The 25,703-nt window shown below is 42.6% G+C and carries 22 protein-coding genes and 1 pseudogene; 21 read left to right on the top strand and 2 right to left on the bottom strand.

Going from position 1 to position 25,703, the window contains the following annotated elements; all coding sequences use genetic code 11:
- Nucleotides 1–59 precede the first annotated feature (59 nt).
- From LDN30_RS11420 to LDN30_RS11390, 7 genes are all read left to right on the top strand, one after another.
- On the top strand, nucleotides 60–725 hold the full coding sequence (locus tag LDN30_RS11420; RefSeq protein WP_223929578.1) for a DUF5045 domain-containing protein: 666 nt from the start codon (nucleotides 60–62) through the stop codon (nucleotides 723–725).
- 85 nt (nucleotides 726–810) lie between these two features.
- Entirely contained in the window at nucleotides 811–2,121 is a 1,311-nt protein-coding gene (locus LDN30_RS11415) for a TraJ family protein (RefSeq protein ID WP_373316568.1), read from the top strand.
- Nucleotides 2,122–2,283: 162 nt separating this feature from the next.
- Nucleotides 2,284–2,880 carry a conjugative transposon protein TraK gene (gene traK / locus LDN30_RS11410; RefSeq protein WP_223929576.1) on the top strand — a complete coding sequence of 199 codons (597 nt, stop codon included), beginning with the start codon at nucleotides 2,284–2,286 and terminating at the stop codon, nucleotides 2,878–2,880.
- A gap of 68 nt (nucleotides 2,881–2,948) precedes the next feature.
- On the top strand, nucleotides 2,949–3,407 hold the full coding sequence (locus LDN30_RS11405; protein ID WP_223929575.1) for a hypothetical protein: 459 nt from the start codon (nucleotides 2,949–2,951) through the stop codon (nucleotides 3,405–3,407).
- Nucleotides 3,408–3,433: 26 nt separating this feature from the next.
- Complete coding sequence (gene traM, locus LDN30_RS11400; protein WP_223929574.1) at nucleotides 3,434–4,654, top strand: conjugative transposon protein TraM; 1,221 nt, start codon at nucleotides 3,434–3,436, stop codon at nucleotides 4,652–4,654.
- Nucleotides 4,655–4,677: 23 nt separating this feature from the next.
- On the top strand, nucleotides 4,678–5,622 hold the full coding sequence (gene traN, locus LDN30_RS11395) for a conjugative transposon protein TraN (protein WP_498043769.1): 945 nt from the start codon (nucleotides 4,678–4,680) through the stop codon (nucleotides 5,620–5,622).
- A gap of 312 nt (nucleotides 5,623–5,934) precedes the next feature.
- Nucleotides 5,935–8,238, top strand: coding sequence for a type IV secretory system conjugative DNA transfer family protein (locus LDN30_RS11390; RefSeq protein WP_223929573.1), 2,304 nt, complete (start codon nucleotides 5,935–5,937; stop codon nucleotides 8,236–8,238).
- A 705-nt stretch (nucleotides 8,239–8,943) separates the two neighbouring features.
- Here LDN30_RS11390 and LDN30_RS11385 read toward each other — a convergent pair.
- Together LDN30_RS11385 and LDN30_RS11380 are read right to left on the bottom strand one after the other, a co-directional pair.
- Nucleotides 8,944–10,032, bottom strand: coding sequence for a transposase (locus LDN30_RS11385; RefSeq protein ID WP_223929572.1), 1,089 nt, complete (start codon nucleotides 10,030–10,032; stop codon nucleotides 8,944–8,946).
- Nucleotides 10,022–10,420, bottom strand: coding sequence for an ISAon1 family transposase N-terminal region protein (locus tag LDN30_RS11380; protein WP_223926852.1), 399 nt, complete (start codon nucleotides 10,418–10,420; stop codon nucleotides 10,022–10,024). Before LDN30_RS11380 ends, LDN30_RS11385 begins: the two co-directional genes overlap by 11 nt.
- A 95-nt stretch (nucleotides 10,421–10,515) precedes the next feature.
- Between LDN30_RS11380 and LDN30_RS11375 the strand changes: the two genes are divergently transcribed.
- From LDN30_RS11375 to LDN30_RS11310, 14 genes and pseudogenes are all read left to right on the top strand, one after another.
- On the top strand, nucleotides 10,516–11,121 hold the full coding sequence (locus tag LDN30_RS11375; RefSeq protein WP_223929571.1) for a UpxY family transcription antiterminator: 606 nt from the start codon (nucleotides 10,516–10,518) through the stop codon (nucleotides 11,119–11,121).
- Between the two features lie 76 nt (nucleotides 11,122–11,197).
- The gene (locus LDN30_RS11370; RefSeq protein ID WP_223929570.1) at nucleotides 11,198–12,070 is read left to right on the top strand and encodes a hypothetical protein; all 873 of its coding nucleotides are present in this window, start codon (nucleotides 11,198–11,200) and stop codon (nucleotides 12,068–12,070) included.
- A gap of 233 nt (nucleotides 12,071–12,303) precedes the next feature.
- Complete coding sequence (locus LDN30_RS11365; RefSeq protein WP_223929569.1) at nucleotides 12,304–12,612, top strand: hypothetical protein; 309 nt, start codon at nucleotides 12,304–12,306, stop codon at nucleotides 12,610–12,612.
- A gap of 64 nt (nucleotides 12,613–12,676) precedes the next feature.
- A pseudogene (locus LDN30_RS16535) lies at nucleotides 12,677–12,776 on the top strand (IS66 family transposase); the annotation flags it as partial.
- Nucleotides 12,777–13,146: 370 nt separating this feature from the next.
- A complete protein-coding gene (locus tag LDN30_RS11355; protein ID WP_223929567.1) occupies nucleotides 13,147–14,922 on the top strand; it encodes an IS1634 family transposase in 1,776 nt (591 codons plus the stop codon).
- Between the two features lie 103 nt (nucleotides 14,923–15,025).
- Nucleotides 15,026–16,966 (top strand): HAD hydrolase family protein, encoded by a 1,941-nt coding sequence (locus LDN30_RS11350; RefSeq protein ID WP_223929566.1) that lies wholly within the window; start codon nucleotides 15,026–15,028, stop codon nucleotides 16,964–16,966.
- A complete protein-coding gene (locus tag LDN30_RS11345) occupies nucleotides 16,963–18,132 on the top strand; it encodes a phosphoribosyltransferase-like protein (protein ID WP_223929565.1) in 1,170 nt (389 codons plus the stop codon). Before LDN30_RS11350 ends, LDN30_RS11345 begins: the two co-directional genes overlap by 4 nt.
- Before the next feature lie 6 nt (nucleotides 18,133–18,138).
- Nucleotides 18,139–19,989, top strand: coding sequence for an ORC-CDC6 family AAA ATPase (locus tag LDN30_RS11340; protein ID WP_223929564.1), 1,851 nt, complete (start codon nucleotides 18,139–18,141; stop codon nucleotides 19,987–19,989).
- A gap of 7 nt (nucleotides 19,990–19,996) precedes the next feature.
- Entirely contained in the window at nucleotides 19,997–21,106 is a 1,110-nt protein-coding gene (locus LDN30_RS11335; RefSeq protein ID WP_223929563.1) for a hypothetical protein, read from the top strand.
- Between the two features lie 196 nt (nucleotides 21,107–21,302).
- The gene (locus tag LDN30_RS11330; protein ID WP_223929562.1) at nucleotides 21,303–22,223 is read left to right on the top strand and encodes a PfkB family carbohydrate kinase; all 921 of its coding nucleotides are present in this window, start codon (nucleotides 21,303–21,305) and stop codon (nucleotides 22,221–22,223) included.
- A 53-nt stretch (nucleotides 22,224–22,276) separates the two neighbouring features.
- Nucleotides 22,277–22,528, top strand: a complete 252-nt coding sequence (locus LDN30_RS11325; protein ID WP_223929561.1) for a hypothetical protein — start codon at nucleotides 22,277–22,279, stop codon at nucleotides 22,526–22,528.
- A 399-nt stretch (nucleotides 22,529–22,927) separates the two neighbouring features.
- Entirely contained in the window at nucleotides 22,928–23,263 is a 336-nt protein-coding gene (locus LDN30_RS11320; RefSeq protein ID WP_223929560.1) for a hypothetical protein, read from the top strand.
- Between the two features lie 16 nt (nucleotides 23,264–23,279).
- Nucleotides 23,280–24,683, top strand: coding sequence for an AAA family ATPase (locus LDN30_RS11315; protein ID WP_223929559.1), 1,404 nt, complete (start codon nucleotides 23,280–23,282; stop codon nucleotides 24,681–24,683).
- Complete coding sequence (locus tag LDN30_RS11310) at nucleotides 24,670–25,593, top strand: DUF4435 domain-containing protein (protein WP_223929558.1); 924 nt, start codon at nucleotides 24,670–24,672, stop codon at nucleotides 25,591–25,593. Before LDN30_RS11315 ends, LDN30_RS11310 begins: the two co-directional genes overlap by 14 nt.
- Nucleotides 25,594–25,703: the final 110 nt, after the last annotated feature.

Raw genomic sequence — 25,703 nt, 5'->3', positions numbered from 1 at the left:
GAACAAACCATCAAACATCCTATACCATGAAACACAGTCATTCTTCCATAATCTTTATAATGTGTACAGCTCTCGCTTTCCTCTTTGTGGGAAGCGGGAGCGCTTATGCGCAAAAGAAAGTACACGATTCACAGAAGGAGAAACAGTGGCGGAGCATGGAGACCGGTCCCTGGGACTTCGCCCCCGACTGGTACTACTACTTCCTCCACAAGAAATACTCCGGTGCCGAGACCTACTGGAAGTGGTCGGGCTTCAAGTCCGGCTACCGTGTCCGCTTCAAGGAGCACAAGTCCAACGTCAAGACCGTCATGCCCCGCCGTGTAGCGCAGGAGGAGACGCAGAAGGAAAAAATCAAGAAAGTCGAGGAAGAACGTGAAAAAGTCAAGGAGATGCACGACGAGGAAGTGTTCCGTGCCGCCGACCGCAACGTCGACCTTGTCTATCACTCCTTCAAGGACGACTTTACACGTATGCAGAAATCCATCACTGAGGGGCTCACCTACTGCCTTACGAAGAGCAAGGGCAAGATGGCTCCACAGGTCAGCGAGCTCCAGCGTCAGAACGACATGATCTGCCAGTCCATCGCCTACACCCACAAGCAAGGCATTGGCAATGAGCTTGAAAACTCCAAACGTCAGGAAGCCTACATAGAGTACAAGAAGCAGATGGAGCAGATTGTCTCCCGTGTGGCACACCTTGTCGGGATGGCACAGCAATACTACTGAGAGAAAAAAAATAAAAAGGTAAAAATCAAGGAATTATGCAGAATTAATCAAGTAAAGTACTATGATAGACTTACAATTATCCTCAATGTTCATCAACCAGCTGCTGACGATGGGTCTCCCTGCCATCGACGACAGTCTGATGCGACTGCTGACGGCCATGGAGACCTTTCCCAAGTCCGCCGTCCTTGGCAGTGCCATCAGCTTTGCCAAGATGCTCGGCCTGTTGCTTGCCCTCTGCATGGGCTCCTACGAGTGCTGGATGATGATGCTCGGCCGCCGCGGCATGGACGTGATGAAACTCGCCCGTATCATCGGCCTATCCCTGTGTATCACCTACAGCAGCTATATCTGCACGTCACTCAGGATGCCTGGCAAGGGTCTGGAGGATGTGACCCGTCAGATGGCACAGAGCAAGAACCGGGAAGTGGCGGCACTGGAGCTTAAGGTCGCCCAGAAGCAAGACGACTACCTCAAACGCCTCCGTCAGGTCCAGGACAGTATCGAGACCGCTAAGCAGGTGCAGGAAATCGGTGAGGATGCCCACTGGTGGGATAAGCTCATTTATAACATGGAGAACCTCGGTACCACCATCAACAACTACGCCCAGCGTGCCGCTGTTGCCGCCGAGACCAAGGTCAGCGAGTGGATCAACGACGTGATACGCTTCGTCGGCGAGCTCATCTTCCAGATGTCCTACTACGGCATGCTCGTTGCCCAGCGTATCTTCATGACCATCCTCGCCACCTTTGCCCCGATCATGTTTGCCCTTAGCATAGTACCGCCATGGAGCAACGCCTGGGCCCAATGGATAGGCAAGTACCTGTCGCTTTCCCTATGGGGCTTTGTCGTGTACTTCTGCCTCTACTACATCGATTTCATACTGATGTACAACCTCATGGAAGACATCAAGGCCTACGATACCCTATTGAGAGGAACAGTGAACTCATGGCAGCAGATAGGAGCCTTGGGGTTGCAGGGCATCGGATCTAACTGTATGTATGCTATGGGCATGCTCGTGGGCGCTTATGTCCTCCGCTTCGTGCCCGAAGTGGCCTCGTGGCTCATCCCCGGTGGTATCAGCTCCAGCGCAGGAACAGCTTCCGGCAGTATGGCACAGACCCTTGTCTTTGGTGGCGCAAGCTATGCTATGGGTGCTGCAAGCACAACAGTAGCCGCAGGTGCGGCCGCTGCAACGGGAACGGCCTCCATCATCGGTGCCGCCCAGCAGTCTCACAGTGACGGTGGCAGCGGCTTCAGCCAGACTGCCCGTACCATCATGGTTCAGACTGGATTGGGAACATCCTACAGTCGTGGTGCCGACTCCGCCCGCAGTATAAACAATGTGGGCAAGTCCGACTCCAACTACAGACCCGGAGGGGCGGAAAGCAATAACTAATTAATGAGCAATTAGCAATGAGCAGTTAGCAGTTTGCAGCTGAGCGGGCTGCTCCAGCTCCTAACCTTTCTAAAGGCAATACTGTAACTCGATTGCTCATTGCTAATTACTCACCTTAAATTACTCATTGCTAATTACTCATTACTAATTAAAACAAGCGTTATGTTGATACAATCCTTAGAACAGAAAACCAAGCTGGCACTTGCAACCGTCATCCTCACATTGACGGCTTGCACTGCCATTTGCATCTTCACTGTCTATCAGAGCTCGAAGCTTGTCAGTGAGGAGCGCAGCCAGATATACATCCTCGATGGGGATATTCCATTCCTTGCCGAGCGCAGTCTGCAGGAAGCCAACTTCGTGATGGAAGCCAAGGCACATATCCAGCTCTTCCACCAGTACTTCTTCAACCTTCCGCCCGATGACGACTACATCAAGTGGACTCTGGGCAAGGCGCTCTACATGGCAGACGGTACGGCAATGAAACAGAAACAGGCCATGGAAGAAAACGGCTTCTACTCTGATATCATATCGAGCAGTGCCGTCTGCACCATCAAATGCGACTCCATCCAGTTCAACGAGCACGACAAGAAGTTCAAGTACTTCGGCACACAGCTCATCAAGCGTCGCAGCCGTGACCTCAAGCGCTCCATCATCACCGTGGGCGAGATAGAGAACGTGCCAAGGACACAGAACAATCCCCACGGACTGCTCATCACCAACTGGAGAACACTCGAGAACAAAGATTTGGATTATTAAACCGAAGATACTCACCACCTAAAAGGGAGTAGATCGGTACAATTAAATAAAAAATAATTTTTTGTACCATGAAGATTTTTAAACGCACCAAAGCAAAGAAAGACGCCAAGATAGCGGAAGGCATCAAGTCACTGACCGACAAGTTCAAGCTCAAGGACAAGATAGCCAAAGCCAACCAATGGGCGGACAAGCACAAGAAGAGAGTGTCCGTCATCACCATCAGTATGCTCATGCTCTCACTGATTGTCGGCACGTGGCTCACCCTTACCTCCACCTACAACGAGTCCGACATGATGAGCGGTCTGTCTGACGTGAAGCCCGCCTTCGACGGCATCCGCCGCATCCAGCGTCTGAAGTCCATGCAGGTGGACCAGACCGTGGAACTCACCAACAAAGGCCAGCAACTCAAGCACGACCTCGACTCCCTCGTCCGTCTGCCCGTCAAGAGCCATAAGGACTCCGTGGACATCATGGTGAAGTACCGCCAGCTCGAACTCGTGGTAAAGTACCTCGACAATAAGCAATAAACACAAAACAATAAAAAACATATGATATGAACTTACAGAAACTCAAGCGTCTGAACCTCAGACAACCCAAGTACATTTTCCCTCTGGTCATCTTCCTGCCCCTGTTGGGGCTCATCTACTTCGGCATGGAGACCTTCAAGGGCAACGGCAAGACTGCCGGGAACGTAGTCACCGACTCCATCAACATGAGCATCCCAGACGCCCGTGCTGAGGGCATGGACAACAAGATGACGGCGATGAACAAGCACTTTGCCGAGGGTGGAGCCTTTACCGCCGTCGATGGCATCGGTGATGACTATGAGCAGAAGGACACCACCGGCAGCGGCTACAACGACAAGGAGCGGCAAGATATCAATGCCATCAATGCCGAGCGTCTCCGTCAGATGAAAGCCGAGCAGGACCTCCGCGAGCGTCAGCAGGCCAACATGAACCGCATCAACGGCTATAGCAGCAACAGTTACGGCAGCAGCTATGGCAGCGGACGCACCCAACAGGACGACCTCAACGACTATGCCCGTGAGCTGGAGCGCATCCAGAACCGCAGCATGGACCGCCAGCGCCGCTACTATGCCGAGCAGGAACAGCGCGACAAGGAAGAGGAAGCCGAGGAAAGACGACAGCAACAAGCGATGATCGAAGCACTCACCGGAAACTCCCGAAAGAAATCAAACAAGAAGGAAGAGAAGACCGAGGTCGTCGAGAAGGTTAAGGAGGACAACAGCGAGAAATTCAATACCGTAGCCAGCACCGAGAATATCGACGAGCCGCTTATCAAGGCGATGATTGACAAGACCACCAAGGCACGTGAGGGCACAAGACTTCGTTTCAAGCTCCTCGATGATGTAACCGTCAAGGGCATTCGCCTCAAAAAGGGTTCCTACCTCTACGGCATCGTCACGGGCTTCGGACAGCAGCGTGTCATGGCCAACATCACCAGCATTCTCGTCGGCAACAAGTTCATTAAGGTCAATCTCAGCGTCTTTGACAACGACGGCATGGAGGGCTTCTACGTTCCCGAGTCCACGTTCCGTGAGATGATGAAGGACGCAGGCTCCAATATCGCCGCTCAGAACATCCAGTTCGACGTGAACGGCACCGGCGGCGTGTCCCCGGAGATTATCGCTCTGCAAGCCCTGCAGAACATGTACCAGTCTGCCAGCTCTGCCGTGTCGAAGAACATCCGCAAGAACAAAGCCAAAATCAAGTACAACACCATTGTCTACCTTATAAACACACAGAACGAATGAAAAAGATTATTATCATGGCACTGATGGCTGTCGCCATCCTGCCCACCTACGCAGAAAGTACCGTTACAACCATTAAAGCTGACGGCCTCACTAACAGTGAGAAGAAAGAGAAAAAAGAGAAAAAAGAGAAAAACGACACTGTCCGCATCCGCTACATCCACCGCCTCACGGAGGATGACGCACGTATCTTCGAGCGCAATCTTCAGAAGACGGTCATCTACGTCAATGACCAGGTTACCACCCATCTCATCATGCCTGAGAACATCAAGCTCGTGGACATCTCCACTGACAAGCTCGTCGGCAACCAGTGCGCCGACAACATTGTCCGTCTGAAGCCCAAGTCCACGCTAATGGACAATGAACTCGCAGGAACGGTAACGGTCATCGGCGAGCGCCATATCGCCCAGTTCACCGTCTACTACACGAAAGCCCCGAAGCGTGCCCACTCCGTCTATACCGTCGGACAGGAGGACATCCGCGACTACACCAATCCGGAGGTGAGCATGACGCAGGGTGATATGTCGCGTCTCTGCTGGTCTATCTTCATGAGCCGCCGTAAGTGCTTCAGTGTGCATGGCAAACAGTATGGCATCCGTGCGCAGGTGAACAACATCTACACCGTCGGCGACTACTTCTTCATCGACTTCTCATTGGAGAACAAGAGCAACATCAAGTATGACATTGCCGAGATCCGTCTGAAACTGATGGACAAGAAAGAGCTGAAGGCGACGAACTCACAGACCATCGAGCTCACGCCCGTCTACATGGTCAACCATGCCGACCACTTCACGAAGTCCTACCGCAATGTCATCGTACTGAAGAAGCTCACGTTCCCCGAAGAGAAGAAACTTCGTCTTGAAATCACTGAGGACCAGATCAGCGGCCGTGTCAGCTACCTCGACATCAACTACCGTGACATCCTCAATGCCGACAGTTTCTCGCCGGATCTGCTGATAAACCTACACTAAAGGAATCTGCCTCTCCAAGCCTGCCCGAAAGGGGAGAATGTCTGCATACCTATATATAATGGTATAACAAGATTGTAAAGATAGTTCAAACGTAGACATTATTATGAGTGGCTTTGTAAGTAATTGTAATTCAATGAGTTTGCAAAACATGCCAGACGGCATTGCAAAATGGCCTTTTTCAGCCGACAAAAAAGGCCGTTTCACGAGCCAAAAGGGACCGTTTTGTAAGCTCATTCGATACCTTTAACTTTTGTGTCAATAAAATTCATAATTGTAGCATAATAATAACAGAAACCTTAGTAGGCCAACACTATGGAAGAAACCCGTGAACAACAGCAGATGTACAGTATGTTCCGCTCTTGCATCTATCTGATACTGATCATAGAGATTGTGATGAACCTGCCCATCACCTCCGACAACCGAATGGTCGCCTTTGTCCTTGAGCTCTTCCACCGCTTCAAGGTCTTTGACTCCGTGGCTGCCTGCAAGGTGATGGAACTCATCTGTATCACCGTTACCTGCATCGGAACGAGAGCACGCAAGAGCCTGAAATGGAATCTCAAGACGATGGTGCTCTATCCCGTCCTTGCCGGAGCATCGATGATCGTTATGTGCTTCATCTTCTATGATATGCCACTCAACGGCTCATTCGCCGGTTATTCCCTCAACCGCTGTCTCTATGTCCTCTGTTCCGTCACAGGCACGATGCTCATTCACCAGGGCTTCGATGCCATTGCCAAATATTTGGGCATGAAGATCGGCGACGATAAATGGAACTTCGAAAACGAGAGCTTCGAGCAGAGCCGGAACAAGGAAGAGAACGAGTACAGTGTCAATATCCCTATGGTCTACTACTATAAGAAGCGTCTGAACCACGGATGGATCAACATCATCAACCCCTTCCGTGCCACCATCGTCTTGGGAACGCCCGGCTCCGGTAAGTCCTTCGGTATCATCGACCCGTTCATCCGGCAACACTCAGCCAAAGGTGTTGCCATGATGGTCTATGATTATAAGTTCCCGGCTTTGGCACGAAACCTCTTCTATCAGTACTGCAAGAACCGTAAGCAGGGCAAGCTGCCCAAGAACTGCGGTTTCCGCATCGTCAACTTCACCGATGTGGAGTACTCCAATCGTGTGAACCCCATCCAGCGGAAGTGCATTCCTGACCTTGCGGCAGCCTCCGAGACGGCAGCCACACTGCTTGCCTCTCTGAACAAAGGCGGTGGTGAGAAGAAAGGCGGCTCAGAAGCCTTCTTCCAAAACTCCGCTGAGAACTTCCTTGCCGCCATCATCTACTTCTTTGTCAACTTCCACCCCACCGGCTATAAGGACGGCAAAAAGCTGAACCGCTATGTGCTTTGGAATAACCGGAAGCTCCGTCTTGTCATACGCAGTTGGAGAGACTATAAGGCTTTGGATGAGCATGGAAACGTGGTATTGGACTTCATCGACTGCAACAGCAACAATGTCTCCACCGACAGTGACGATATGTTTGTCGACTTGAACGGCTTCTCCTATCTCAACGGCAACAAGCAGGAAATACGCATCGACCGCTGCTGGTACGAGGACGAGGACGGCAACGAAGTGGAGCCCGACACTATCACTGGCGAGTACTCCGATATGCCCCATGTGCTCAGCTTCTTAGGCCGCAGTTACAGTGAAGTTTTTGACATCCTCATGCAAGATTCAAAGATCATGTCTCTCATGGCACCGTTCCAAAGTGCCTATAAGAACAAGGCCAATGACCAGTTGGAAGGTATGGTGGGTACGCTCCGTGTCAATGCCGCCCGTCTTGTTTCCCCTGAGGCCTACTGGGTGTTCACCGGCGACGACTTCGACCTGAAGATCTCCGACAAGTCCAACCCCAGCTATCTTGTCATCGCCAACGACCCGGAAAAGGAGCAGGTCATCGGCTCGCTCAATGCCCTCATCCTCAACCGTCTGGTCACCCGTATCAACAGCAAGGGCAACCTGCCGGTAAGCATCATCGTCGACGAGCTGCCCACACTCTACTTCCACAAGATAGACCGTCTTATCGGCACGGCACGAAGCAACAAGGTGGCTGTCACCCTCGGTTTTCAGGAACTTCCCCAGTTGGAGGCCGATTATGGCAAGAACGGTATGCAGAAGATTATCACCACCTGTGGCAACATTTTCATGGGTGCGGCCCGCAACAAAGAAACATTGGAGTGGGCACAGAATGATGTCTTTGGCAAGGCCAAGCAGACAAGCAAGTCCATCACCATCAACGACTCAAAGGTCAGCACCTCCATCAGCGAGAAGATGGACAACCTCGTCCCTGCTGCCAAGATTGCCGACATGGCCACCGGTTGGCTTGCCGGACAGGCTGCCCGAGACTTTACGCCCACGGAGCGCAGTTCCTTCAGCAGCATCAACCTTGAGGAAAGTCCTGAGTTCAAGACGACTAAGTACTTTTGCAAGACCAACTTCAATATGGCAGAAATCAAGAAGGAAGAAGCTCAATACGTTGACCTCCCTAAGATATACGCTTTCAAGGATGCCCGTCAGAAGGAAGTCATGCTGAACCGTAACTTTGCCCGAGTGAACCGTGAGATAGACGAAATGATAAAGAGCCTGCTAAACTCACAGTAAGTTATCACAAGTGATTCGAAAAAGTGTATTGTTAACTTGTTGGTTATCACTAATCGAATCGGTTTTCTTGTGAAAATCAACTACTTGTGATAATATGTGGTTATTAAAAACTTTTGACAACTTCGTCTATTCTCAGACATAATTCTGATTCAGCCACGTAAGTAGCATTATAAAACTTATAACATCAATATTAAAAATATTAGGTTAGTGGGTAATTTTTCTCGTCTTTATTTTGTTCTATTCATTTTTTTGAGCTACCTTTGTACCGACTGAATGGCTGTTTGTACCCTCGGTTGGAGATTCGCTCTCCTATAGAGCTAACGAACAGCATTCCACGCAGTGCTGAGTTTGGCAAGTCTTAAAAGACTTCACCTTCAGACGCATGTAAGTGCCAGCAATGGCATTTCGTTGGGACTTTCAGTCTGACATATAGGAAGGCGTTTATCGACGCTGTGTCCGTTCTACCATTATAGGCTATGCTAGAGTCTCGTCACGTATGGAGGACAACGGAACGATTCCGCGCTTTTTCGTGTCAAATGTAATACATAAGAAATGCCGGTATGGATGTGTTGAAGAATACTGAAGTTCGGGATGGGAAGACTGATTCCAAAAAGACCAACGAAAGAATTGGTTCAATTCCTAAGAGTGATGATGTGGCCTTTAAGGGCCCAAGGGGGATTGTCCGTGGCGGGCGGATGCCGCTGCCTAACCAAAGACGGTAATACATCTATAGAAAAAGAAGGGTATATCCCTTATCCCCTTCAGGCATGACCTGAAGGCTTTCATCTTGGAGTTGAGCGATTCTGCAGAAGCATTAGTGTCTCTGTTGATAAAGTAATTGAGTATCTCGTCCTCGTAGTGCTGGATAGACTGTTTTACGGATTTGATCTCTCTAAGGGTAGATTTGGTGACCTTCTTGTACCATCCTTCAAGCGCTTTCTTCGCAGTCGCCTTGGTGTTAGACTTCGTACGGAAGATTGCTCTGAGATCGTTTATCAGCCAATACGCCTCCTTCAGTTTCGGGAAGAGCCGGAACAGAATTCTTGCCCTCTTCTTCTGGTTTATGCTCCAGTCGCCATAGCTTCTGCCCAGTTGCTTCTTGCACCGGGTCAGAGCTTCTACCAAGGTCTCTCCATTGCTCAGCCTCTTGGGCTCAAACCTTGTATTCAGCCGCATTGGCTTGCGGCCTCGGCGCTTACCCTTGCATCGCTTCTTACCTTGCTTTTTCCTGCTGTTACGATAGTACTTGCGTTGCTTGGCGAGTTGTTCCAGGTGTTTCTTGAACTCTGCCTTCTGGCGGTTTACATCCTTGACAGCTTCCCGCTTGTATTTCATGCGCAGTTCCTCGATCCCTTCACCACCTCGTTTCATGACATGGAAGCAGTCGCGTACCACCATGGCATTAGGGAAGGCCATTCTCACGATAGAGCGCATGCTGTCGCTCAGGTCCATGGAGACCAGCCCTACCGCTTCCCGATCCTTTTGCGGCATCTTTCTCAGGGCTTTGGCAACTGTCTCGGGGTCGGTGCCCTTGACAATAGCAACGATGGCGCCCTTCTTGCCATGCGCATCCTTGTTGTGGAGAATCGTGTACACCTCATGCCCGAACTCAGACTCGTCAATACCGAGCCTCGGGCCGAGGTTCTTGGCGATAAGTATTCCATCATCGACATTCTCTTTCTTAACCCAAGTGGGAAAATCGCTCAAAGTATCCTTGTAGGCACGCGCAAAAGTGTTGCCCTGGATCATGTAAGTCCAGCTCAGGCTCTTGGCCGTCACTGGCTCATTGTCCATCCGCTCTCTTTAAAAAAAGCGCCAGCTCCTTGGAGTATGACGTACCTTCGCAGACTATCTTCGCTGCCTCTTCCAGAGGAAATGAGACACTCTTACCATCAGCTGTAAGCCAGCGCCGACGACGCACATGAAGTATCGTCTTGCGGTTGCGAACAGGGAAGTCGTATATCATCCTCTCTTCACCGAAGCCGTTTGACTTGACGCCATCAAAGCCCTCTGGACGATTGTCCTTCTCATCAAGATATATGTGAAGCTCGGTCTTGTAAAGCTTCCCGTGATCTTTGGCTGGCTGCTCGTTGAAGTCCACCACGTCAAAGTAGTTAGTCACGCCCTCGGGGAGGATATATATCGCTAAACCTTTGTAGAAGTCTATCTTTTCTTGTTCCATGACCGCAAAGGTAAGCAAAAAAAATAGTTTTAGCACGCTATCATATCAAGTTCTTTGGTTAGGCAGCGGCATCCGCCTGCCACGGACAATCCCCCTTGGGCCCCTTTAAGGTCAAGGATTTACTTTTGGGGGTGTCGGTAGAGTATGCCCCTAAAGAAGGGTATCAATGGTATGTGTTACGTGCAACATACGGTCGTGAAATTAAGGCTTTAGAGGCTATACGCTCTTTAGGGGGTGTTGCATATGTCCCTCTTCATCGAACCAGAGAAGAGCGGGATGGTAAACTTAAAAAGGTGCTCAAGCCGTTCGTCCAACAGTTCGTATTCCTCTATTCAAACAAAGAAGGAGCTTACAAGTTTGTCAATGAAGTACCAGAATTAAACTACTTGACATTCTACTACAATCATTTTGATGTAGCCAATACGGGTTACAACCCACCTCTTACGATACCGTTTAATAAAATGTCTAATTTCATACGCCTAACAAGCCTTGAAGACGAACATGTTGAGGTAATAACCAATAAACATGTGGTTTTCAAGAATGATGAGATGGTGCGTATCACTGATGGAAAATTCAAGGGCATAGTTGGTAAAGTCGCTCGTATCGACCGTAATAATCGTGTTGTAGTCACAATAGAAAATGTGTGTATGATAGCCACCGCTTTCGTTCCCAAATATGCTCTTGAGAAAATACCGGACTAACAGAAAAGTTCATATTACGTTATTGGTGGAGTACATAACGCTGAAAGAGAAATCCTTTCAGAATAATTAAGATATTGTGGAATATACATATAAAGGTAAGAACTTCCCGAAGGATCTAAACATAAAACATCAGGAGGTGTTTACTACACTTTCAAAAGACCCTTTGGACATAACCCGACGTGAGTTTGACCACCTGTTCGACATTCCTACAGAAGAATTCTGTGCTGATGAAGAACAGTTAATCCTCTGGGAGCTTGGCAAGCAATGGGGCAAAAGTGCAGAGCAGTTGGAGTCAGATACGACTGTCAACCATTTCATCATAAGGAATACCCTCATATCCCTGTTGTCCTCATACTCTTTCTCTTCTTTTGATGTAGTACTTGAAGTGCTGCGTCAGTCGGAAGACATAATCAGATTCAACCTTCCGGACTATAATGGCTTTACGTACGTATTGCCGATGCTGTCCATGGTTTTTGAATATGAACCAAAACAACTTGAGCAATTCTTATTGGAAGAAGGTTTAACTGACTACTCAAAACGAATTGTAGCTGAACTATTGGCAAGGATGGGTTGTGATACAGAGACGAAGACTGAAGCCAATAACAAGAAGGTACATGACGAGCTGTCTGGCATCTTCAGCAGAGTTCTTGATGTCTACATCTCTGATTACCCAACAGGAAATATCTGTGATAAATACGTTGTCAGCCATGTCGTTAAGGCTATTGTCAATTCAGGTCTCGAGGAGTTGTCAGAGCAACTGAAGACAGTGTATTCCAAAGACATGGTCGATAAGAAGATATGTGGTGAGTTGGACACAAATCTCTCTGTGATGAAAGATTTAGGATGTGCAGATTTGAATTACATCGAAACAGGCATTTACCCATTAATGTTCCTACCCACTTACCTCATATGGGATAATGCCGACAACCCCGATTTTGGCGAGCAGTAATTATGGGCTGCGAAAAAAAGTTGGAAAATATATAGGAGAGGACTATCCGAACGAGATAACACTCAACTACCCAGAGTCGAGAACTAATCTCAGCAAGCCGAAAAAAGTTCACACCGACTCGACAGATATCCACAGATGAATCATAGCAGAATAAATCCGAGTAATCTATGCAATCCGTGCGAAAAAAAATCAGTGAGAATATTCACACAGAGTCTGTGCAAGAGTACCTTGATATGGATAAGATTACTTTAGTCAAGATGCTTCTGGCCTCCCAAGAGGAGAACCGGAAACTCCATGATAAGTTGGATAAGATCAGCGAGGAAGCCAAGGAGCGGGAAGCTAAGGCGGAGGCCCGTAATGAGGAACTTATGAATGCAAATCGCAGACAATTTGAGTATCAGATCAAATTGATGGATCAGCTGACAGAGATGCAGCGTCAGTTGAACAAGACCAATGACCAGTATGCGGATCTCTTGGTTGAACTCAAGCAACAGAAGAACCTCAACAAGCAGGCCCGCAAAGGCAAGTACGATAATAAATAAAGTCGTGACTGTAAGAACCTATCACCATAGATGGGGCTGTCGCAACTTTCTAAAGAGGGATGGTCTCATGAAATACAGGGAAGATGGAGAGTACAGTATCGACAATAACATTGCCGAGAGAAATGTGCGTCCGTTTACCGTAGACCGGAAGAATACAATGACCTTCGGAAGTGAGGAGGGCATCGATTGCGCAGCTACCTATCATACCATTATCCAGACTTGCCGGATGATGGGTGTGAAAGTGTTGAAGTATCTTCAGAGCTTCTTCAAGAAGTTCTCTGAGGGATGTCGTGACTACGCTCAGATGCTGCCCGGACAACTCGCTATTGATTAACAAGTCTTAAATCTTACTCAGCCTAGCATAAAACGGGATACTCGAAAGTACTCTGTTTAATCTGAATTTTCGATTAATTTGTAGCGATAATACCCACTCTAAAGCTAATTATCTATAAATCAGTAAATATTTAGTTTGTTATGTTTTGCCATTTCACTTATTATTGTTACATTTGTAGCGGTAATCAATGATATAGTATAATGGCAAGACCTATAAGCGATGAGACTGCTCACAAGGTGACGCTTCACATCAATAACGGATATAGATATGCTACACTACGTCCACGTGTGACGAACGAGGCAACCGGTAAGCGCATGAACAAAAGCATTCATTTAGGCACAGTGACCGAAAGCCTGAAGTTCATTCCGGGCAAGGTGTACCTCTACATGTCGCCTGCTGAGCGAAAGAAATTGTTATTCCCACAGGAATGGGATTTGAGTGAACTGGACTCTTTGCCAAGTACGAGGAAAGCAGGGAGACCCACCTACAATGGAGATGCGCAGAACCGTCTGTATGGCGACGTGTGGCTTATGGAAAGAGTTGCGGAGAAGACTAAGATACGCGAGGATCTGGAGAAAGTGTTCGAGGGAAACAAGGAGAAAGTGGATGACATCATGACGCTTGCCATGTTCCCCTATATTTCCAGCTATTCTTACAGCAGGCTCGCTCGCTGGCAGAGATACACCAAGACTCCGTCCGCGCGCGAAATGTCTCCGGGAGACATCACCCGTCTTACGCAGTCAATCACTGAGAAAGACCGCCAGGCCTTGTTGCGCCTTCGTTCAGAAAGAATTGGAAAGATGGAGCTCTGTGCTGTTGACTCCACAAGCAGGTCGGCTTACGGGAGCAGTCTGGCCGACATACGCTGGGGGCACAACAAGGAGAACATTGCCTTGGCGCAGACGAATGAAGTTGTAGTCTATACTCTCAGCAACCACATGCCCATCTATTACAGGTCGTTTCCCGGTAACATCCCTGACTCACGCACTATGGGTGTCATCCAGTCTGACCTGCGCTGTGCCGGTTTTACGAATTACGTAATGATAACGGACAGGGGCTATGGGACAGTGCAAATCCTTGAGGACAACATTCTTCATGACCAGCCCGCTATAATGTGTATGAAGACCGGCCACAAGTTTATCAGCGACAAAATAGACAGCCTTGGAGACTTCAATGTCCGTCCGGACGGAATGGAGATAGACCTTGACAGCAAGCTGTATTACAAACAGTACGACATTGACTACAAGGTACATGGAAAGGGCAAGTCCGAAAAGACAGCAAGCAAGATGCGCCTGAATCTGTTCTTCAATCCCTCGTGGAGAAGCGAGGGGCAAATCAACATAGACATGAAAGTCGAAGGGCAGAGAAGCAGTCTTCAGCAGATGATTGATGGCAAAGAGGAAACCCCTGACGATGAGACACTCAAAAGGGACTTCTGCATGTTTGACGTAAAACTGGACAAGAAAAGGCATGTCGTGTCGTTTGAGAAGAACGAGAAGAAGTACAACGACTCACTCAGACTTTTAGGGTTTGTCGCCATTGTAACGCTCGGGCTGGATTTGACAGCGCCACAAGCTCTGGCTCACTACAAATTGAGAGACGAGCAGGAAAAGTACTTCCAGCAGATGAAGACGGAGATGTGCTCTGACAGACAAAGAAATTGGAGCGAGGACGGTAAGACCGGCAGGCTGTTCATCTTGTTCGTCGGATTAGTCATAGGATCATATATTAGACACATCTGGAAGACGACAGGCCTTCACAGCATGTTCGCCTCTTCACTGGACATGCTTGACGAGATGAGGAACATAAGATGTATCGAGCGACAGGGGCATACCACCAAGATAACACCTTTTGTCGGGAAGCAGGTAGAGATTGCGAAGGCTTTTGGGCTTGACATCCCAGCCGGGTGTGAACCGGGATACAAGTCGAAAAAGGTAGGTAGAAAAAGAGGAAGGCCAAAGAAAAACGAGTCTTAGAAGATTATCGCTACAAATTAATTGAAAATTCAGATGTTTAAAGCCGATAAGCAATAATTGGACGTTTACTATTCTGTACCCCTAACATTAACTATAATTCATTATGGGAAAACCATTTGGTGATGAATTAAAAAAAATACCAAGTACTGTAAAATGGGCAGAGAAACAAGATGTTAACAGCCTGTCACATTTTATGTTTGAAGAAGGTAATCGTACACCCCTGATCTGCATAGGCTCTGGAGGTTCTTTTAGCGCCTGCCATTTTGCAGCTCAACTTTTTCAAAAACAAAATGGAGTTATAGGAGTAGCTATGACTCCTTTGCAACTTATGTATTCAGGAGCGGAGATTATTCGTAGTAACAAGTTGTTATTTATTAGTGCAAGTGGCAAAAACAAAGATATTTTAAATGCAATAAAATACGGATTAAAATTTAATGAGGCAGGTATGTTTAGCCTTACATTACATGATAAAAATCCTATATTAGAATTACTAAAAAATCGCCAGAATGTACAGAATTGGTGTAAGGAAATTCCTACAGGTAAAGATGGTTTTTTGGCAACAAACTCTCTTGTGGCAACATTTGTGTTGCTTAACAAATCTTATAACCTAGCAAGAAACGGGGATATACCAAACTTATTGAATAATTATAAAGTTTCAGATGAGTCTCCTGCAAAAGATAAAAGTCTAATATTCTCTAAGAAAAGCATTGATGAATTGGCAACTATGGACAACTTCTTCATTTTGTATGGAGGATTTGGTGAATCTGTAGCATGGGACATTGAATCAAAACTTACGGAAGCCGCCCTTGGTTCTGTTTTAATAAGTGATTACCGTAATTTTGGTCATGGACGTCACCACTGGTTTGCTAAACATAAGGTAAATTCGTGCATAATTGCTTTGGTAACTCCAATAGAAAGAGATCTGGCATATAAAACTATAGACTCTATGCCTAAAGATATTCCAGTATACTATATAGAGTCTGAGATGGAATCTTCACAAGCCTCCATAGATTTGCTAATAAAATCTTTCTTTTTTGTTGAGAATTTAGGTATAGCACGCAGTATTGATCCCGGTCGTCCAGGAGTTCCTTCGTTTGGGCGCAAACTCTATAACTTAAACTATTTCAAACTGACCAATAAAATATTACCTAATCAATGTACTTGTGAATTAGCAGTAAAACGTAAGATAGGCTTTTTAGAAGAAAAAAGCGACGACTTATTTGAACTATATAGTAATGCATATCACAAATTTATTCATCGGTTAAATAAAATCAAATTCACCACTATAGCCTTTGATTATGATGGAACCCTCTCAGCAAAAGACCTAGCTAGTAGATATACTAAAATATTGAGGGAAGATATAAAGGAAGAATTGCTGAAATTATTAAGGAAAGGAGTAAAAATTGCAATAGCTACAGGACGAGGCAAATCTGTAGGTGAAATATTTAAGAACTCTATTGATAAGTGTTTTTGGTCGCAAATAAAAATAGGCTATTACAATGGGGCATGTATTTTACCTTTAGGAGAAGAAGAACAGATAGATAACTGGAAGTGTCAAACTTTTGATGAAGAATTAAAAGTTATGGAGAATGAGCTGAAAAAAAGACTTTCCGACTATTGCATAAACCTCAAATTAGAAGAACGTTGTTTACAATTATCTATTGAAGGCAACATGTCTCGTGGCCTTTCGAATATAGTTTATGAAAGTTGTTGTGAAATCATTTGGGATAAACAATTGGATAATATAAGAGTTTGGAGAAGCAGTCACAGTATGGATGTAGTAGTTTATAACAAGGCTAGTAAACTCTTCGTCGTTGAAGACCCGAAGAAAACTCTTTGTATTGGAGACTATGGAAGCATAGAAGGTAACGATTATGAGTTACTATCGAACCATAATTCCCTTAGTGTAGATAAAGTTTCAAAAAAAATTGATTCTTGTTGGAATATAGCTCCCTCAGGCATATCAGGTCTTGATGCTACATTATTTTATTTAAATCATCTCATTGTTGATGAAGGAACATTTAAATGCAAATTTAAGATATGAACAGCAATTTAGCCAGCCAGCTTTTATCTAGTGTAATGGGATGGGATTATGTAAAATTAAATACGGAACGTCCCGGACTTGAATTCATGGGAAACATGAAATATGATGCATATGACCGGTTCATGCCAGGAACAAGATTTATGAGTAACTTGGTACAATGGTTAAATCAGTTTGATGAAGAAGATAGACAAATAGCATATAAGTTTGTAAAAGACAAACTTGTATTTATATCTTCTACTCAGATGAACTATCTTGTTAATTTATTGTATGACTTAAAAATCAAAACAATACTTCTTAAGAAAGCAACAGATTATACAAGTATGCCTTCTTATATGCTATGTAACAAAAGAGTTCAAAAACAGTATGAAATAGAAAAAAGGTCTTCGTTAATTGTTGGGTTAAGTGACGGAGCTCATACAGATATATTGCGACGTAATGCAGGTTTCAATAATGAACAAGTGTTAACAAACTATTATCCAGATAGTAAAAAATTGAGTGACATGCTTTCAGCCTTGCGCAATGATGACAAACTACTAGGGTTGGAACATCCTTATTTTCGCAGTATTTTCTTAATAGATGACTTTACTGCAAGTGGAAAGAGTTTTATTCGATACCAAAAAGATGATGCTCATTATCATGGTAAACTGAAAAAAATAATAGATGAGCTTTGTGCTATCAATGATAAAGAAGACAGTTCTATAACAGACTCAGAGCATGAAGAGCAAACTGCTCGACATCTGAGCTACCTGTTAGACCCAAGCCGAAGTGAAACCTACATATATATTCTTTTTTGTATGGCTACTAACAAGGCAATAGAAAACATACGCAAAAGTCTTAATGAATATTTAAATGCCAGGGGATTTAATAATGTGAAATATGAAATCCATGTGGTACAATTATTGGATGATTCTTTAAGTCAAGAAATTATTAATGACTCTGATTTGATAAAAGTACTAAGGAAACCTAAGTATCTGCATAAGAATTTAAAACAAGACAAAGCCTATAAGGTAGGAAACACCACAAGACCTTATTTGGGGTTTGATGAATGTGCCTTACCTTTAGTACTATCACACAATACGCCTAATAATTCTTTGCCAATACTTTGGCAAGATTCAGATAATAACAATCAGTTCAAGGGCTTATTTCCACGTATAAGCCGTCATTAATTGTATATGAATTACAAGAATCCATTTGCAATACGGGCTTCAGAAAGAATAGAAACCGACGAAAGGTTTCTAGAATTGTTCTCCGTAGAGCCACTTTCTTATTTGGAACATAACAATGCGAATGATTCGCTTTGGGGAACTATGACCTATATTCTTAGTTCTCCAGGTGCGGGGAAGACCACTTTATTGCGTTTATTCTCTCCATCAGTACTCAGGCGTGTTACAGCAAAGAATACTAATTTAATATACCGTAAGCTCACTAAGTTGAATGTTAAAGACAAGGAAGAACATATCTTAAAGTGTGGAGTATATCTTCAGATGGGCCGTGATTATGAGTTTCTAGAAGATGATGAGCTATTTGGTCGTAGAGAGCAAAGACGATATTTCCTTTCGTTGTTAAATGCAAGAATTGTTTTAGCAACTTTGAAGTCGTGTATGACATTGGCTGGAATTAAATATACAGCTCTACAAAAATTAATCTATAAGCCTGATGAGCCTATTAAACAGTTTGGAGAGATAAAGGAAAGTTACACAGGAAAAGATTTGTTAAATTGGGCAACGAGACAAGAGCGGAAAATTTGTGAATTTCTTGATAATTTTGTTGTACCCAAAGATGGAATTGATGGAAATGATGAATTATTCGCTTTAGAGGCTATGAATGCAAAATGGTTCAGTTTTGAAGACAAACCACTTTGTAGTGAATTTATATTTCAAATAGATGATGCTCACAAATTAACCGATAGACAGAAAAGAATAATTCATAGCGAAGTTGCAGAACGTCGTACACATTCAACATTATGGATAGCAGAACGGCTTGAAGCTCTAAGTGCGGAGGAGATTTTAGATGACAACAATAAACTTGGTCGAGATTATCAGGTTATTAAATTGGAAAATCTTTCTCAAAGCCTGTTCAATAAAATGGCAAAAGGAATAGCATCTATGCGTTCTAAAGTTTCTTATGAAGGGATTGACTTACTAACATGTCTATCGGAAACTTCTACAGAAAACTACAATGCTGTGTATAATGAAGCAAGTAAAAAATATTTTGCACAACTAAAATCTTTAAAAAATTATGCAAATTTTGAAGCTTGTGCAACTGAAATAAGCAACGAAGGCCCTTATGAAAGAGCAATGCATAGCAAGGCAATGTTGATTTATGCTGCGCGCGAAAACAAATCTCCGACATTTTTTAGTTATAGTTATCAGGAAATGATAAATATTTTAAGCAAGGATTTCAATGATTATGCAGAGGAATTGATGCCTGGAGAAATCAATAAGTTACCTCAATATTACGGAGCTCAAACTTTGATAGATTTAGCTTCTGGTAATATAGAGCAATTTTTAAGTGTTGCCTCAAAAATGTATGAATTATTGCTGTCAAAAAAAATAATGGATCCTTCTCATTATGACCTTTCTCCTGAGGATCAAGACATGATAGTTAGTAATTATTGTAAGGAACATTTGAATGGTATCAAACAATTAAATCATGGGAATAAAATTTATAAGTTCTTAACCAGCCTGATTGATTTCTGTCGTGAACAGACTTTTAGTATGACATATTCATATCGTACGGTGAGCGGTTTCGCAGTTAAAGAAGAAAATTCGCTTTTTTCTGTCAAAGACGGTTTTTGGTTTCAAAAGGCAGAAAATAATGATTTAGCAAATATACTGAAAGATTGTCTTGCCAATAACTTGCTGTGTAAAGTTCCACGCACACAAGGGAAGAAGGATCAGAATTGGACTGTATTCTATCTAAACGAATGGTTGTGCGCTTATGCTCATTTGCCGTTACGTCGAGGCGGATGGCGTAAATTATCATTAAGCCGTCTAAATCAATGGGTAAACAACATAAAATAGAATTGATATGAAGTATAGATGGGAATCGTATGTTATGTACCATGGCAATAAAAGCCTTACTGATTTTTGGAAAGAGTATTACGGCGATTGTCCTAAAAAGAAAGTATTAATTCTTTTAGGTAAAGGTTTCGACCCACGTATGAACAATACATTAACTCTCTTGCTTAATAACATAAAGGGATTAAAGTTGGATTGTATCACTTTTGATTTCCCTGATAGTGGCAATCAGATTGAAAATAAAAAACTTTATACAGATAATATAAATTCTCTGAAACTACTTCAAAATAAATTCGGTTTTTCTATAAAAGAAATATCAATAGATACAACAAAAAGTTGGGAAAAGCGTATTGCAATAATGAGTCGGGAAGTTGCTGATTTGGATTTTAGCAAATATCAGGATGTTATTTTAGATGTTAGTTCACTTCCAAGAGCTTTTTATTTTAATATAGCTAAGGCTTTGTTTATTAAACTAAAGGATGATCATTCTAAAAATTTATTTTTTACGGTTTCTGAGAACGTAGAAATAGACAAAGGTATCGAGACTAATGTAGCAACAGATAAAGTAGAGGCACTCCCCGGGTTTAAGTCTATGCTAAGTGTTGAATCCATTCTTGATAGAATTTGCATACTTATACCATTAATTGGTGAACGACATGTTGAATTATTGAAAGGAATATATGAAAGTTTCAAACCGTCTGACATGTATCCAGTGCTTCCCTTCCCATCTAAGTACAATCCACGAAGGTCTGATGATTTATTGCAAGAGTATCAGCAATTTTTTGACGAAAAATCATTTAACGACCCACGAAGTATAACATATGCAGATGAACAGAACCCTTTTGAACTTTACCGTATTGTATCACAGATGATACGTGAACATAAGAAAACATTGAAACCAATTAGCGATAATGTTTGCTTTGGAATAGCTCTACTTACTAGTAAATTACTTTCCTTGGGCGGTCTATTAATAGGTTTAGAGTTCAATGATTGTGTGGCTATTTATAATGTTAGTTCTACAGATTATACTATCGATAATGCAGATGTTTTGAAAAAGAAGAACAAAAGCAGTGAACCTTTCCTTTTATGGATTACAGGCGAGGCTTACGCTGATTCTTGAATAATCAAAAATAATGTGAAATCGTAAGGGTAATGACACAAATATAAAAGTTAATTATTACCTTTGTCTTTGTTGATCGGGTTTTCATTAGTCAGACTTTGCGCCACTCTGATAAGTGATTGCTGATATACAGAAGCTTAGAAAAAAATTATTTTCACAAGAAGTTTAAAGTTATGTGGTGCACATATAAGAAAAAATGGTATCATCTATGGACATCTGTGTTGGAGCTGGACTTATAAGTTTGGATGTATTAATAAGGGATGGCGCACGGATTCCATTATCCTATTATGTAGGAGGAACTTGTGGTAATGTGATGATGATTCTTTCCTATATGGGTTGGGAATCTTATCCAATTGCAAGGTTAGATGGAACAAAAGATACTGCCCGTTTACTAGTAGATATGAAAAAAAATGGCGTAAATACTAGCTATATTTCCACAATTGATGGTAAAACTCCGGTTATTGTTCAGCGTAATTTTGTAAACAAAGATGGTGTACCCACACATAAATTTGAATCACGTAACGGTCATGGACATTTCTATCTAGATTTCAAGTCTTTGACTCTAAAACAGGCAAAAGACGTTATAGAGCAAATAAATTTTGTACCTAAAGTCTTTTTCTTTGATAGAGTATCTCCTGCCTTTATTCGATTAGCAGAAAATTTTAAGGAAAAAGGATCCATAATCTACTTTGAACCGTCAAATAAAGGTAGTAATGTTAGATTATTTAACAAATGCTTAGAAGTATCTGATGTTATTAAATTTTCTGAGCAAAGAATAAAAGATACGAAACTGTTTGAAGAGATAAACGATAAATTGTTTATTCAAACTTTAGGAGAACGGGGACTTAGATATCGGATAAATTCCGAATGGATACTGCTATTTCCACAATTAAATAAACATATTGTAGATACTGCCGGAGCGGGTGATTGGACTTCTGCTGCCTTTATAAATTTCCTTTATAAAGGTAAAGAATTAAGACCTATAAATGACTTTTCTAAAGATGAATTAGAAAATGCACTAAATGAAGCTCAGAGGATAGGAGCAATGAGTTGTTCTTTCGAAGGCGCAAGAGGAATGATGCAACAAAATGCTTATTTTCCCCAATTGGAATTTTAAAATTTCATACCGTGTATTGGATTACTATAACCGATAATAAGTTTTAAGATAAAATGGACAACGATAAAATAAAAGAATACGATTCCGCAATGCTTATTTCAACACCGAGTGCAGCCCAGTTGTGCGAAATGATGAAGAGCATGATTCTTAACACACCTTATTTTATGTCGGATAGTACAGTTCATTTGGCAATTGAATACTTTAAAGCAAGTTTTAAGAAAGACATTGAGATGAATGTAAATTTATCTGACGATGATAAAGATAAGCAAAAAGGGAGTTGTAGATACCTTTTGTCTTTTAGGTGAAAACAATTTAAAATGCCAGCTAAACCTGCAAGGAATATGGGATGTATAAACACATAGAAGATGACAGGTTATAATGACGTATTGCTTAAACTCTTAGAATTTCGTTACACAGTCATCGACTTAAATTCATACTCAGATATTGGAAGGCATCAATTCCTATACAAGACGAAAAGCAAAAATATTGAACAAGGATAGGTAAATTTCTTCAAGAAGTTCTCTAAGGGCTGCCGTGACTACGTTCAGATGCAGACTGGACTACTCGACATAGATTAAATATATTTTTTGCTCGGCTTAGCAGAAAGAGAAGTACTCGAAACTACTCCGTTTAAAGGCGAAAGGCAACAATTGGACGTTTACTATTACATCAGTAAGGTCTAATTATAAAAAAGTAATTCGATTATGAACATAACATATTACAGTTCAAATCCTGTTCCTGTTGAATACAGTGAAGAGGAAATGAAGAAAGTTATTAACGATTATTTGAGAAGTGTCAAAGAAGAGTTTTCATTCAATGCACTTAGTGACTATATAGTGGGCAGGGCAATTAAGGAAGGAAAAGTTGCCAACGCGGCGAACACTCAATACAGTAGTAACAAGATGACACCGTCATCTTCAATTTTAGTAAGCAAGATTTTATGGAATTATATATGGAATCAAAAGGTGTTTATAGCCTTTGGTGAGAATCCTTACACTGCCAACTATAAGGACGATACAAGATTTGTCGTAGTAAAATAACTGGATAGATATGGGCATGGGAAGCACTACATTCATACAAGAGTTCGAAATAACTGGAATGTTCGGTTATAAGGACATAAGGATAGAATTTAAGCACCCTATATTGATACTTATAGGTGAAAATGGTTACGGAAAGACCACAATTCTCAATGCTATAAATTATACTATACAGGGAAGGTATAAAGAACTGCTTGGTATACACTTCAAAACAATCAGAATAAAGATAGGAGAAAATACTTATCAGTTTGATCATGATCAGCTTGAAGAATACTATCAAAGTATTCATGATGATGAAAGAAGAAACGGTCTTGTGGAATATCTGAAAAACAATTTGACTGGTTCTGAGTTCGATGCTCTATGTGCGGCAGTATTACGTAATCAAAAGATTACATACAAGAATTTTCCCAATCCCATCATCCAGCGCTTTCCTCGACAAATGATAGAAGCAGAGCTTGAAAACTACTTGATAAATGAAAGAAGGTTCAGTGTATTCTTGTCTCTTAGAAACAAAATACAATCCTACAACTTCAATATAATGTTTGAGCCTACATATAGGCGTGTTGAGGCTGATTTGGGAGAAGATTTTATAAATAATAGAATTGAGAGGCGAAGGTTGGTACACCGAATGGAAAGCGATGATGAAAGAAATCAAAGCTATGCAGCCAAGATAATTCGTTTCGGCATGTCTGATGTTGAGGAAATCATCAGAAAGGTAACAGAAAAGATTCAGACGTCATCTTTGCAAGGCTTTGCCAAGGTATCTGGTGACATGATTCGACAGTTGCTAAATGTTAAACCAAACGTAAGCGTGGATCATGTACATCTCGATGCGAAGAGTATTAGAATAATACTAGGTCGCACAGGTAACAATTTGACTGATGATGAAAAGCAGCAGTTTATTGACCAGATTGACAAGGGAGAATTGGAAAGAAATCGATATCTGAATTATTTTCTTGAGCAACTTTACGAGGTCTATCAGTCTTTGGAGAAGTATGATACTGCAATCAAGCAGTTTACCAATGTCTGCAATGGATACTTTACGGACAAGAAGTTTGTTTACGATGAGAGTCGGGTGACACTTAACATATATAGGTGCAAAGGAGATCTAATACTATATGACGATAATAACATAGTTAAACTCGGCAATCTAAGTTCCGGTGAGAAACAGATAGTTTCTCTCTTTGCACAAATATATCTCGATATTGATAAGCAATTTGTAATGTTACTTGATGAGCCGGAACTCTCGCTATCTATCTTCTGGCAAGAACGGCTATTAGACGATATATACAAATCTGGAAGGTGTGCATTTTTACTTGCTGTCACCCATTCTCCATTTATCTTTAGAAGTAATTCTATGAGACAATATGTGGTAGGTATGCAAGAATTTTTATCCGATGGAATCAGAAATGAGAAAGAATGATAGGTTCTCTCCAGATTTGTTGTTAGCAGAAGCCGAGTGTGAACCAACTTATTTTATGGATTTTAATCATCAAATTATAAGCTATGGTGCCGAAGCTATATATTGTTTTGTAGAAAATTATGACCTGTGTTTTTATCCTCATAGAGTTGCAGATATTATGGGAAAATGTGCAAGGGGAATACCTTGTGACGGAAAAAAGAATGTCATTTCTATGTGCGAATACATAGCTTCTAAGCCAGAATACAACAAATATTTAACTCGATATTTTGTTGATGCTGATTTCGATGATAATTCAACTTTAAATAAACGTATATATGTGACGCCATGCTATTCAATAGAGAATTTATATGTTGATCAAACTGTTGTATCGGACATATTGGAAAATGAGTACAAAATCCGTAGAAATGATTCTAGTGGCAAACACCAAAAGACTATAAATCTTTTTAACTCAGAATTAAGTGCATTCCATTCGGGTGTTCTGCTATTCAACGCTTGGTATAGAGCTATTAAACATAAAGGGATAGACTCCTCTAATGAGGTAAACTTAAAAGATTCGTTTCCCTCAGTTCTATTTAATTACCAAGTGATGAAAGCATCAAACAAAGATGCATATTCTATATCTGAAATTGAAGCTTTGTATCCGAAAGCACCTAAAACATCTAAAGCGGAAATAGAATTGAGTAAGGAATATCTTTTTAAAGATCCTAAACGATTTAGAGGAAAATATGAAATGCAGTTCCTATACATTTTCTTCCAATTTCTCAATGAGGATTCAAAAAACGCACACCAATATACCGTACTCAATAGAGGCATTAATTGGGATCGGAAACGTATGATTTCAACATTGGAGCATTATGTTCAAACACCGCTAGATATGAGAAATTATATCCTCACAGGAGAACGGAAATAGTAAAGTATAATTAAATAACAAAATAGCTTACACAGTTATAATTCATGCCGACTTCTTCTGAAAATAACAAGCGCATAGCCAAGAACACCGTGATGTTATACATCCGCATG

This window comes from Prevotella lacticifex (assembly GCF_019973375.1).
GTDB classification, from domain to species: domain Bacteria; phylum Bacteroidota; class Bacteroidia; order Bacteroidales; family Bacteroidaceae; genus Prevotella; species Prevotella lacticifex.
This window is presented reverse-complemented; position numbering and strand designations above follow the sequence as displayed.